Raw genomic sequence first — 12,915 nt, 5'->3', positions numbered from 1 at the left:
TAAAAAAGAGTTGGGGAAGCCCCAACTCTTTTTATTTATTTGACTTGGAATCTACTACTGCTTCTTTTATCGCCTCTGCAACTACAGTTGTATCTTCTTCTTGTTCTTTTGCTACTTCATCTGTCGTGTGAGAAATTGTTTCCATATATTCAATTGGTTCCTCCCCTTCAGAAGATACCGTTCCATCGTCTAAGGGAGAAGTTGGTTTTCCTTTAATAGACTTTACTTTCTCTACTAGTTGACCAGACTGTTCTTGCAATTGTTTAGAAATTTGAGTTGTCTTTTCTTTTGCAGTAGTTGAAAAGTCTTTTGTTTTGTCCTTTAATTGAACAGCTTGAGTAGAAATATTGCCTCTTAGCTCTGTTCCAGATTTAGGAGCTAAAAGAAGAGCTGTTGCAGCACCTATAATACCTCCAACAAGAGCTCCAATGATAAAGTCTTTTGCATTGACTTCGTCATCTTTATATATCGATTCTCTACTTTCAGTATAAATAGGTTGAGGTGGATACATTTGGTCCATTTGTTTATTGTACGACGATTGGTTAGCATAATACTCATTGTTGTATTTTGCATCATTATAATTTGGTTTATTGTGATCATAATTACTCATTCGAATTCCTCCAATAATTAATTATTTTTTTTCGTTTCGTACGGATTATATCCCTCTTGTTCGAACGCTTTACGCTCTTTCCATTTATCACGAACACTAAGCAAGATATTGCTCCATTGAACAACTTGAGCAATTTTCTCTTCATTTTTTTCTACTTCGGATGAAACAGAAGTAGTTATGCGTTGAATGGAATTATTAAGTCCATTCACAGAAGTACCGACATTTTTTACAGCATCTACTACTGTATTTAGCTTTTCAGATTTTTGTTGAATATCTTCTGCCAGTTCATTTGTTTTATGAAGGAGATCCGCAGTTTCTTTCGTAACATTTTGTAAGTTTGTATCTAACCCTTCCATTGTGCTTGCAACATTGTTCAAAGTCTTTTTCACAGAAAACAATGTAAGTGCAAGACTTATACAAAGTACTAAAAATGCAATTGCAGCTATAATAGCAGCTATGTATAAGAGATTTACCATAATGAATCCTCCTCCTACTGTTATACAACATTTTACCCTAAAAGAATGAAATTAAAACTTCTTTCTCTATAATACTATACTACGTTTTGGACAAATTTCCTTTAAAAAAATGCTTAATCCAACAAATGGATTAAGCATTTTTCATTTAAATTAATTTTTGTTCAAAAGCTTTTTGATATTTTTGAACATCTCCTGCTCCCATAAATAAGAAGACAGCATTTTCATGTGTAAGCAATTGACCAACTGTTTCTTCTGTTATTACAAAGCTTTCATCAATGATGTCAGCAAGTGTTTGTATAGTTAAGTCTCCTGCATTTTCTCGTGCTGATCCGAAAATATCACATAAGTATACTCGATCTGCTAAGCTTAAACTTTCACCAAATTCACTTAAAAACTTTTGTGTTCTAGTAAATGTATGTGGTTGGAAAATAGCTACAATTTCTCTATCCGGATATTTTTGACTTGCTGATTGTACAGTCGCTTTTATCTCGGTTGGATGATGCGCATAATCGTCAATTAATATACGATTTCCTATTATAGTCTCTGTAAAACGTCTTTTGACACCTTCAAACGTATTAAAACCTTTTTGGATAATATCTGCTGGTACTTCTTCATAATGGCAAAGGGTAATAACAGATAACGAATTCAACACTGCGTGATCTCCGAACATAGGTATAGAAAAACGTTCATAAAACTCGTTGCGAATGAACACATCGAAAGAAGTACCTTTCGTCGTTTTTTCTAAATTCCTCGCGGCAAAATCATTATGCTCACCAAAACCGTAATATAAGACAGGCACTGGTGCTTTAATCTTTTGCAGATACTGATCATCTCCGCAAGCAATTATTCCTTTTTTCACTTGCATGGCCATTGATTGAAAAGCAGTATACACATCTTCTATATCATGAAAATAATCTGGATGATCAAAATCAATATTTGTCATAATTGCATAATCAGGATTGTATGCTAAAAAGTGTCTACGATATTCACATGCTTCAAAAACAAAATTGGAAGCATTTTCAACACCTTTACCTGTTCCATCCCCAATTAAAAAGGAAGTAGGCTTATATCCACTTAGTACATGTGAAAGTAGTCCTGTAGTAGAGGTTTTCCCATGAGCTCCAGTGATAGCTATTGAAGTGAATTGACTCATATAATCGCCTAAGAATTCATGGTATCGTATAATCGGTAACCCAAGTTCTCTCGCTTTCACTAACTCTGGATGGCTATCAGGAAAAGCATTACCTGCAATGACTGTCATGCCTTCTTGTATATTGTTTTCGTCAAATAATAAAACATTTATGTTACGTTCATGTAATGGTTTCTCTGTAAAAAAGTACTTCTCTATATCAGAACCTTGTACTTCATTTCCAACATCATGTAATATTTGTGCTAATGGGCTCATTCCAGACCCTTTTATGCCTGTAAAATGATACTTTGTCATACGCTGTAAACCTCCTGGGATTATCCCCACTTATATACATATTTCATATTTATGATAATACATGCCGCCTTAGTAGACGTATTCCCAATTATATCATTATTTATCCAGTAATATTAATAAACTATATTAACTAAAAATTTGATTTAAACTATCGTTAGTAAGTAGCACTTCTCTTGCTTTACTACCTTTTTGCTCTGTTATATATCCATTTTCATACATAGCATCAATTAGTCTAGCTGCCCGATTATAGCCTAAATGGAATTTACGCTGGAGTAAAGATGTAGAGGCTGATCCTTGCTCAACAATAAAACGACATGCCTCTTCAAATAGCTCATCTTGTTCCGTTACATTCTCAGCCTTTTGCAGCAATTCTTCTTGTTCAAACATATACTCGGGTGTTCCTTGATTTCTAGCATAATCTATGAGATTCTCAATCTCATCATCTGTAACAAATGTCCCTTGAATACGAACTGGACTAGACATTCCATTCCCTTGATAAAGCATATCACCTTTTCCAAGTAACCTCTCTGCCCCTTGCTGATCTAATATCGTACGTGAATCAATTTGGGAAGATACTGAAAAAGCAATTCGAGTAGGAATATTCGCTTTAATAAGTCCTGTAATAACGTCTACAGAAGGACGTTGAGTTGCCAACACTAAATGAATTCCACAAGCTCTTGCTTTTTGCGCGATTCGGCAAATAGCATCTTCTACTTCCGTAGGTGCCATCATCATTAAATCAGCAAGTTCATCGATTACAATAACAATAAAAGGAAGCTTTTGTGCAAATTGTCTCTTCTCGGTAGCTAATGAGTTGTATCTAATGATATCCCTTACGCCAATATGAGCAAATAATTGATAACGTCTTTCCATTTCATCGACTGCCCATTTTAAAGCAGCAGTTGCTGCTTTCACATCTGTAATTACAGGACTTACAAGATGAGGAATATGATTAAATGGTGCCAGTTCAACCATTTTAGGATCGATCAATAGAAGTTTTACTTCGTCAGGAGATGCTTTATATAAAAGACTGACAAGTAATGAATTAATAAATACTGATTTACCAGATCCTGTTGCACCAGCAATTAGTCCATGTGGCATTTTGCGTAGATCAAGTGTCACTGGTTTCCCAGTAAGATCTAAACCTAACGCTACTTCTAAAGGGGATTCCGAGTCTAAAAATACATCTGTATTAATTACTTCCGATAACCTTACAGCGCGTGAATTTCGATTTGGAATTTCAATACCAATGGAGCTTTTCCCTGGAATTGGTGCTTGAATCCGAATATCTTTTGCCGCAAGAGCTAGCTTTAAATCATCCGCTAAATTACGAATTTTACTTACTTTAGTGCCAGGGCCAACAGTAAGTTCAAATTGTGTTACAGCAGGGCCTTGAACGACTTGAACAATTTCTCCAGAAACTTGAAAATGTGATAATGCTTCAATAAGTGTAAATGCTTGTTCTTCCATCCACTCTTTATCTTCATTTTTCATTTCTGGAGGTAGTAAATAGCTAAAATCTGGTCTGACATAATTCGAAGGACTATTTTTTCCATTCGAATGGCTTTCTATCATTATTTTATCTTCCAGTGTCTTTTCTTCTAACGATGCTTTTTCCTCTAGCACCGGTATTGTATCGAGTTGGAAATCTGGCATATTTGTTACTACTTTATTCAGTTTTTCGTTATCTGACTTAAGCATTAATACATTGAATGGACGTATGTTTTCAACCGGTGTTTCATCCACAACACTTTCTACAGGTTGTTCTTGGGATTCCACTTCAATATGTTCCACTGCCAATTCTTTTTCTATTAATTGTTTTGGACCTTCTTGAATAACTTCTTGTTCATCTATTTGCTCGTAGGTTGCTGGAGTAACTTTTTGTACTTCCATTAGCTTTTCTTTATCTGATTTAAGCATTAAAACATTGAAAGGACGTATATTTTCCTTTGCTGGAATTGGAGTTTCATCCAGAACACTTTGAACAAGCTTTTCTTGTAATTCCACTTCTTTATGCACTTCTGGCAATTCTTCTTCATATACTTGGTCTATAGCTACTTGAACAACTTCTTGTTCTACAATTAGTTCAGGAACTACTGTCTGAACTACTCGTTCTACACTTCGCTCACGTAAAACTGGAACAGTTTCTTCCTCATACGCCGAATCTTTTTCTGTTATTTCTACCTCAATTAGTTCTTCGAAATTGTTTTCTTGCTTCTTAGAGAAACCAAAAACAGGAGAAGGCACTTCAGTTGGTGTAAATGCTTTTTTTCTCCTTTCAATGATTGGAGTTTCTACTACCTCTTTTTTGGGTGCACGGTTTACAACTGCCTGTTGCTTTCTTTGTAACCATATGTCATGAGTGTGTAGAGGTTTATACTGCTGGTCGTCTCTTACTTGTTTTTCTTTAACTTGCTCTTTAATGGGTTCTTCAATTAGTTTCTCTGACTTCGGTTCATTATGTAAAAACTGTTCCTTTTCCTCATCTGGTATTAACGGAAAACGAAAAGGTGTCCTAGAACTTTTAGGTGTAACAGTTTGTTCTTCCACTTCATATTCTTCTCTATTATTGTCTTCATTAGTTGCAAATAATTTTTTAAACCAATTCAATTTCATCACTCTTTCTAATCGTTACCTTCTATTTTACCAATAATAATAGTAATCTACCTTATAATAATATAGAAAAACACAAAAAAAAGCACACCAAAACGGTATGCTTCTCTATTATAGTAAAAATGCACTTCCTACTTCTGCCTTATCTTCTAAAATAAGAATCCCTTTCACTTCTGGTGCATTTGGTAAAGCTAATTCACGCGCTGAGCAAAGCATACCACTAGATGCCACACCACGAAGTTCAGCATCTTTAATAACCATTCCTGATGGCATTACTGCTCCAACTTTCGCAACTACTACTTTTTGACCTGCTTCTACATTCGGTGCACCACAAACAATTTGAAGTGTCTGTTCTCCAACATTTACTTTACAAACTTTTAGTTTATCTGCATTTGGATGTTGTTCTAATGATTCCACAAAACCTACTACAAATTTTGGTGATAGGTCTATTTGTAGTTCGTAATCTACTTCATTCGCAAGGATTGCTTGTTGAATTTTAGCTAGTAATTCTTCTGTTAAAACGATGTTCCCAGTATTATTAATACTAGCATATTGACTAAAACCAAAAATATTGATTGCTAACACTTCATTTGAGTTTGCATCTTTAACAAGAGTTACATCACCTTTTGTTTCGGTGATTACTTTCTCAATCTTTTCAGGAGTTAATTGAAGCAATATTACATCGCCTACTCCTTCTTTGTTGTAAAAAACATTCATTCTTCTTCTTTCTCCTTCACTACTCGATTTTTAGCCATAATGAAAATCGGCTCCAAATCTCCATTTTCATATACAAATGATAAAGAGGTAACCGGTACAGTCCCAACTGTAAAGAAATGCATCGTCATTTGGGCCAAAACATCGTACCCTGTTTCATTTCTTATATCACCTATAATCATAACATCTTGATGGGGTACAGAAATAGTCATATCTCCGACAATTAACTTTTTCATGTCTCTTAGGAGTGATTCATTTAGAATGCGGCTCGCATCATACCCATCGTTATTATTGAAGAAATAAAATATATTTCCAGCAACTTCATCTTTTTTATAACTGTTTTTTAAATTTCGAACTTGAAAAAGAGCTCTTTCTCTTATTTCGGTTTCTCTAACGTTCCAGTTAGCGAGCATTTTTTCATCTAATAAACGATAAGTGTTTCCAAGATCCAGTGCGTAATAGATTCTTGTTTCCGCTGTATGATCTTTTGTAATGAAACGATTTCCTTCATTTGATTTAAGAGGAAACGAAGTGGAGCGAATTACAGGGTAAACAGATGAAGCTGGGTCAATAGCGCCTGCATTTTCCTTTTCCATTGCTTGAAATGTTTGAGTGATTGTGTAGACAACTTCTTCAATCGCTTGTTCTTTTTTTGTTTCGTATTTAGCTAATATCGGCGGTATCGAAATATCAATTCCTTTATTAATCGATCGATGCGTTAAACGGAGCTTATTCGTTTCCCTATTATAATCATACTCATATATTTCTTCTAATAGTGTTGTTTTTAACACTCTTATCAGCTCTTGTGCTTTCACTAATAATCATCCCTTTCTTTACATAATGAAACGGTCCACTAAAGTGAACCGTTTCATTGGTGTTAGATTGATTGAAGAAATGATTCGATTTCTTCTCTAGTTTTACGATCTTTACTTACGAAACGACCTTTTTCCACTCCTTTATCGAAGACGATAAAGCTAGGAATTCCAAAAATGTCTAATTGACTACAAAGATCTATGAATGCATCGCGATTAACTGATATAAATTGAAAATCCGAGTACTTTTCTTCCACTTCTCCCATAAATGGATCAATGAAGTGACAGTCTGGACACCAATCTGCAGTAAATTTAAAAACAACTTTACTTTCATGTTTTAATTGTTCAAATTGTTCCATAGATATTAAATTTTCCACTACAAGTCCTCCTTATTCTGTCGATACTGATCTCACAATCATCATCATATCTTCCAAATTGGAAGCAATATTTTGTTGTTTAGATATTGTAGTAAGTTTGATTCCGCCAATGCTTGTAATGAGTTCATACTGCTCTTCACTACTTTTGATGATTGCTGCGAAACCAAAACGTCCATTTTGTTCAAAAGTATTCTTTTCAACTATTTTTAAGTTACTATCTGCCATTAATAAATCATAATATAATTGACTTCCAGGAAGTTCGTTTGGATTAACGAATAGTATGTATGACTCTTTCCCTTTAGATAGAATAATATTAGATTTATCAGATTCATCCTCAATTGCAAATCCACTTGGTAAAAAAATCTTCAAGTTATTCACTTTTTCATTAGGCTTTTCAGCATCTCCTTGAAATACTACTTTTGCATTTTCAATTCCATCCGATGCTTGCTCTTCCACCGAAGAACAGCCTACTAATAAAATGACAGCTAGTGACGCGATAATTAGTCGCATCCATTTTCGAGTCATTTACTTTCCTCCATTCAAAGCATAACTGCTATATATTTTAACGATGATTCACATTACTTGCAACTACTAGAACTTCTTTGAGAGTTCACAAGAGATTTACAAATATAAAAAAGTGTACTTCAACTTAGCTTTTTAGATAGTTCATACTGTCCAATAAGCAACAACATAATATGCTCGAACATATCACTTCTTTTTACAAAACCATCTGTAAAAACTCCAATGGCACCTTCGTCATGACGTATATCATTTTTATTAGTATAGACGTCCATTACTGGTCCAAGTTCCGCACCTGCTTTCAGCTGAATAGCAATTTCTTCCGGTATAGGAATACCTGCCCCAGTTGCAGTAAAAATTTTTCCATCACTAGTTGCAAGAGCACCCCAATTACAGATGTACATTGTGTCATTCATTTCATTTACCCCACCTTCTAACCCTATACCAAATGTAGCCTCGGAGTTTTCCATCAATTGCTTTGCACGATTTATTGCACCCTGTCTCGTTTCTTCATTACTCATTGGCTGATTTGAAACAAGCGACGGTACGTCTTTATTCTCAAAACTAGCTTTTGGATAATAGATGCTAGAAATTGATTGAACTGCTTTTGTTTTAGCTCTATTATTGGTTCCTATTAATATTTTCATACATTATTACTCCCTTATTATGAATATATATTTATAAGTATCGCTTTGTATGCGGAAAAAAAGATGCCCTTAAGGCATCTTTTTACAGACTGTATACAAACTCAAAGAAATTTAAGTTTGTATACAGCCATATTTAAAATGAAGTATAGATTATAGGAAGTTGCTTTCCACGGGCGTGGCTTGAGCCTCTTCGGTCTCAAGACCTACGCTACTCCCGCTGAAGTCGTCGCCCTCCACTTCAAACAACCAGTTCTCTAAAAAATAACAGAGGTGATGGATATGCTGATGACAAATCACATCAATGAACTCGAGCATCAGGAAACAAATTAGATGGATATTCTTGTCATCATTTTCCAACCACAATATTAAAGTAGAAAGATAACATTTTAATGGTTTAGAGAAGTGTCCGCTCGACTCCTGCGGGATAAGCGAGACAGACGAGCCCCTGCAGGAGAAGCGACGAAGCGGCTCGGCCTCGCCAGCGGTAAGCGAGCGGTAAGCGAGCGGTAAGCGAGCGGTAAGCGAGCGGTAAGCTTCGGAAAACCTAATCTACCCTAAATAAAAATAAATAGACTGCAAACAACTTGATTTTTTAAAGTTTGTCTACAGCTGCTTAAGTCTCTTTTAGACGTTTGCTTTTATTGTTTCTAATGTTGTACGGTCACATGCTTTAACAAGTTTTACTATTAATTCTTTTGCTGCTGCATAATCATCCGTATGAATAATCGAAGCAGAAGTATGAATATAGCGCGAACAAATCCCAATAACTGCACTTGGAATACCTTCATTGGAAGTATGAACTCTACCGGCATCCGTTCCACCCTGTGAGATAAAATACTGATATGGAATATTATGCGTTTCAGCCATATCTAAAATGAACTCTCTCATTCCTCGGTGAGTTACCATCGTACGATCAAAAATACGTAAAAGTGTTCCCTTTCCAAGTTGACCAAATTCATTTTTATTGCCAGAAGCATCGTTCGCTGGACTAGCATCTAGTGCAAAAAATAAATCTGGATTAATCATATTTGCTGATACTTGTGCACCTCGAAGCCCAACTTCCTCCATTACATTCGCTCCAGAATACAGCATATTTGGTAATTGCTCGTTTTGTACTTCTTTTAATAGTTCAATCGCAAGTCCACAACCATAACGGTTATCCCATGCTTTTGCCATAATTTTTTTATCATTCGCCATTGGCGTGAACGGACAAACTGGAACAATTTGATCTCCAGGTTTAATACCCATGCTCAGAGCATCTTCTTTATCATCCGCACCTACATCAATAAGCATATTTTTTATATCCATTGGTTTATTACGTAATTCATCACTTAATAAATGAGGAGGGATAGAACCAATTACACCAGGTATTACTTTGTCATTAGTGACAATTTCCACTCGTTGAGCAAGTAATACTTGGCTCCACCAGCCACCTAAAGTTTGAAAACGAATCATTCCGTTGTCCGTAATTCCAGAAACCATAAAGCCAACTTCGTCCATATGACCAGCTACTAAAATTCTTGGACCTTTTTCGTCACCTTTTTTTAATCCGAAGATACCACCTAAATTATCTTGAACGATTTCATCTGAATATTTCGTTAGCTCGCTGCGCATAAATGCACGAACAGCATGCTCGTTTCCTGGAGCTCCTGGTAATTCTGTTAATGTTTTAAAAAGCGAACGCGTTTCTTCATTCATCTGTAAAGGCCTCCTAATGCTAGTACCAATAAATTGTTTTAAATTATAGATTCCTCTTCTATTGTAATAAAAGTTTAAATCGTTTACTACTGATTAATTTCGACAATCGAAAAATTTATTCTTATTGGTGATGTATGATACACTGAAAAAAAGATAGTAAGGGGGAGTAGCGATGAAAATCCGAGATTATATGTTGGGTCTTGGAACTGGTGTCATTATTGGAGTTCTTGCAAGTCAAGCTGCTAAAAAAATGGATATTAATAAATCTGCAGAGCTTGTATTAAAAGAAATAAAAAACTCATTTAAACAAGAAGGTCCTATAGATGGTTCTTGGATTTATATGAGCCCAGAACCATTTCAAAAAGAAGCTATTCAACTTCATGTATATAGAGGTGGCATTTCTCGTATAAAAAATGGTCAATTGGAACAATTTGAGTTTGCAGCAGATACGAAAACAGGTACAGTTGTAGATTTAGTTAAACTATAGAACAAAAGAGCGAGATGGGGTTGTCTCAAAAACTATAAAAAGTAGAGGAGGATTCTCAAAAATCCACACTCTACTTTTTCATTTCTAGAAAATCATTGAAAAGGTGACACTCCTGCGGGAATAGCGTTAGCCGAAGACCCCACAGCGAAGCGAGAAGGGTATTAAAAAAGTGTTATTCTAATAAATTTTATTTCAAATAGTCGTTAAGAGAATTTATCGCTTTTGCATTCGCTTTCACGCAGGAGTCTCATGCGTCGCTCTAAATTCTCTTAAATAAATACAGCAAATAGTTCTTACAAAAATAATAATTCGAGTTTTTCAGTGCCCCCCCCGTTTTTCCGCAGGAGTCTCGCAGTTTATTCCTCCCAAGTTAACTCAAGTAGTTGTATCCGATGATGTTCAAAAGCATACAAAATGAACGTGACCAGTTAAAGATGATTACATCTTTGTTTATAAAATAGAATGAAGACTAATGAGTCCGGAAAAAACCACTCGCTTTCCGCGGACGAATCGCCAAGCCTCCTCCTCGCTATGCTCGTGCGGGGTCTTGGACGCTCCGTTTTTCCGCAGGAGTCTCGCAGCTTTTTCTTCCCAAATTGAATCAAGTAGTTGTTATCCGATGATGTCCAAAAAACATACAAAATGAACGTGATCAGTTTGAGATGATTTCTTATTTTTCTTATAAAATAAATGAAGACTAATTGAACCTTGAAAACCACTCGTTTTTCGCGGATGAATCGTCAAGCCTACTCTTCTCTATACGATGTACATTTTTGACACTTGGCATTATTACTACTTTACTTGGAGTGGCGGGCATGATAGCCTCGAATGGCTAACCAGCCCTTGATACGGCTGTTTTTTTGGCGGTATAGTCATGCCCGCAGAGGCTCCATGTCAAGTTGTAATAATTTATCACGTTATGCTGTTGAGAGTAAAAAAATCAATAATGTACATCCTTATGCGAGCAAAAATGTACATTTTTATATTCACATTTACATCTCTACATTGAGGACACTGATAACTCTCTATTTTTTTATGTAAATACTTTTTCATTTCTTGAAAATCGTTGAAAAGGCGACACTCCTGTGGGAATGCGTTAGTCGAAGACCCCGCAGCGCAGCGAGGAGGCTGAGGCAACGCCCACGGTAAGGGAGCCATTTCAACGATTTTCTTATCTATTGGACTTTGGACAACCTCATCTGACAACGTCGATTTATAGGGACTTTTTCATTTCTAGAAAATCGTTGAAAAGGTGACACTCCTGTGGGAATAGCGTTAGTCGAAGACCCCGCAGCGAAGCGAGGAGGCTGAGGCGACGCCCGCGAATAGGGAGCCATTTCAACGATTTTCTTATCTATTTTCTTCTTACAACTCCGTGTGGCAAAGCAGATTATAGGGACTTCACAGATAAACACTATTTATTTCTAGAAAATCGTTGAAAAAGGCGACACTCCTGTGGGAATGCGTTAGTCGAAGACCCCGCAGCGCAGCGAGAAGGCTGAGGCAACGCCCACGGTAAGGGAGCCATTTCAACGATTTTCTTATCTATTTTCTTCTTACAACTCCGTGTGGCAAAGCAGATTATAGGGACTTCACAGATAAACACTATTTATTTCTAGAAAATCGTTGAAAAAGGCGACACTCCTGTGGGAATGCGTTAGCCGAAGACCCCACAGCGAAGCGAGGAGACTGAGGAAACGCCCGCGGAAAGGGAGCCATTTCAACGATTTTCTTATCTATTGGACTTTGGACAACCTCATCTGACAACGTCGATTTATAGGGACTTTTTCATTTCTAGAAAATCGTTGAAAAGGTGACACTCCTGTGGGAATAGCNACTCCGTGTGGCAAAGCAGATTATAGGGACTTCACAGATAAACACTATTTATTTCTAGAAAATCGTTGAAAAAGGCGACACTCCTGTGGGAATGCGTTAGTCGAAGACCCCGCAGCGCAGCGAGGAGGCTGAGGCAACGCCCACGGAAAGGGAGCCATTTCAACGATTTTCTTATCTATTGGACTTTGGACAACCTCATCTGACAACGTCGATTTATAGGGACTTTTTCATTTCTAGAAAATCGTTGAAAAGGTGACACTCCTGCGGGAATAGCGTTAGTCGAAGACCCCACAGCGAAGCGAGGAGACTGAGGCAACGCCCGCGGAAAGGGAGCCATTTCAACGATTTTCTTATCTATTTTCTTCTTACAACTCCGTGTGGCAAAGCAGATTATAGGGACTTCACAGATAAACACTATTTATTTCTAGAAAATCNGGACAACCTCATCTGACAACGTCGATTTATAGGGACTTTTTCATTTCTAGAAAATCGTTGAAAAGGTGACACTCCTGTGGGAATAGCGTTAGTCGAAGACCCCGCAGCGAAGCGAGGAGGCTGAGGCAACGCCCGCGGAAAGGGAGCCATTTCAACGATTTTCTTATCTATTTTCTTCTTACAACTCCGTGTGGCAAAGCAGATTATAGGGACTTCACAGATAAACACTATTTATTTCTAGAAAATC

The 12,915-nt window shown here is 36.6% G+C and carries 11 protein-coding genes; 1 reads left to right on the top strand and 10 read right to left on the bottom strand.

Annotation, left to right across the window (positions count from 1 at the left end; all coding sequences use genetic code 11):
- Nucleotides 1-31: 31 nt before the first annotated feature.
- The 10 genes from FG384_RS15865 to FG384_RS15820 all read right to left on the bottom strand — a co-directional run bounded on the left by FG384_RS15865 (nucleotide 32) and on the right by FG384_RS15820 (nucleotide 9,910).
- Nucleotides 32-610 (bottom strand): YtxH domain-containing protein, encoded by a 579-nt coding sequence (locus tag FG384_RS15865; protein WP_142643688.1) that lies wholly within the window; start codon nucleotides 608-610, stop codon nucleotides 32-34.
- 17 nt (nucleotides 611-627) lie between these two features.
- A complete protein-coding gene (locus FG384_RS15860) occupies nucleotides 628-1,086 on the bottom strand; it encodes a DUF948 domain-containing protein (RefSeq protein WP_142643687.1) in 459 nt (152 codons plus the stop codon).
- Nucleotides 1,087-1,231: 145 nt separating this feature from the next.
- A complete protein-coding gene (gene murC / locus FG384_RS15855; protein WP_142643686.1) occupies nucleotides 1,232-2,530 on the bottom strand; it encodes a UDP-N-acetylmuramate--L-alanine ligase in 1,299 nt (432 codons plus the stop codon).
- A 126-nt stretch (nucleotides 2,531-2,656) separates the two neighbouring features.
- The gene (locus FG384_RS15850; RefSeq protein ID WP_240793452.1) at nucleotides 2,657-5,140 is read right to left on the bottom strand and encodes a DNA translocase FtsK; all 2,484 of its coding nucleotides are present in this window, start codon (nucleotides 5,138-5,140) and stop codon (nucleotides 2,657-2,659) included.
- Nucleotides 5,141-5,254: 114 nt separating this feature from the next.
- Nucleotides 5,255-5,860, bottom strand: a complete 606-nt coding sequence (gene ytpR / locus FG384_RS15845; protein WP_142643684.1) for a YtpR family tRNA-binding protein — start codon at nucleotides 5,858-5,860, stop codon at nucleotides 5,255-5,257.
- The gene (locus FG384_RS15840) at nucleotides 5,857-6,672 is read right to left on the bottom strand and encodes a DUF1444 family protein (protein WP_142643683.1); all 816 of its coding nucleotides are present in this window, start codon (nucleotides 6,670-6,672) and stop codon (nucleotides 5,857-5,859) included. Before FG384_RS15840 ends, ytpR begins: the two co-directional genes overlap by 4 nt.
- Nucleotides 6,673-6,734: 62 nt before the next feature.
- Nucleotides 6,735-7,046 carry a thioredoxin family protein gene (locus FG384_RS15835; RefSeq protein WP_142643682.1) on the bottom strand — a complete coding sequence of 104 codons (312 nt, stop codon included), beginning with the start codon at nucleotides 7,044-7,046 and terminating at the stop codon, nucleotides 6,735-6,737.
- A gap of 12 nt (nucleotides 7,047-7,058) precedes the next feature.
- Nucleotides 7,059-7,571 carry a hypothetical protein gene (locus FG384_RS15830; protein WP_142643681.1) on the bottom strand — a complete coding sequence of 171 codons (513 nt, stop codon included), beginning with the start codon at nucleotides 7,569-7,571 and terminating at the stop codon, nucleotides 7,059-7,061.
- A 119-nt stretch (nucleotides 7,572-7,690) separates the two neighbouring features.
- Nucleotides 7,691-8,212 carry a DUF84 family protein gene (locus FG384_RS15825; protein ID WP_142643680.1) on the bottom strand — a complete coding sequence of 174 codons (522 nt, stop codon included), beginning with the start codon at nucleotides 8,210-8,212 and terminating at the stop codon, nucleotides 7,691-7,693.
- 624 nt (nucleotides 8,213-8,836) lie between these two features.
- The gene (locus FG384_RS15820) at nucleotides 8,837-9,910 is read right to left on the bottom strand and encodes a M42 family metallopeptidase (RefSeq protein WP_142643679.1); all 1,074 of its coding nucleotides are present in this window, start codon (nucleotides 9,908-9,910) and stop codon (nucleotides 8,837-8,839) included.
- 172 nt (nucleotides 9,911-10,082) lie between these two features.
- Between FG384_RS15820 and FG384_RS15815 the strand changes: the two genes are divergently transcribed.
- Nucleotides 10,083-10,397 carry a hypothetical protein gene (locus tag FG384_RS15815; protein WP_142643678.1) on the top strand — a complete coding sequence of 105 codons (315 nt, stop codon included), beginning with the start codon at nucleotides 10,083-10,085 and terminating at the stop codon, nucleotides 10,395-10,397.
- The last annotated feature ends 2,518 nt before the right edge of the window (nucleotides 10,398-12,915 follow it).

The sequence above is a fragment of the Psychrobacillus vulpis genome (assembly GCF_006861825.1).
Taxonomy (GTDB): Bacteria; Bacillota; Bacilli; order Bacillales_A; family Planococcaceae; genus Psychrobacillus; species Psychrobacillus vulpis.
The sequence above is the reverse complement of the archived record's forward strand: the minus strand, read 5'-3'. Positions and strand labels throughout refer to the sequence as shown.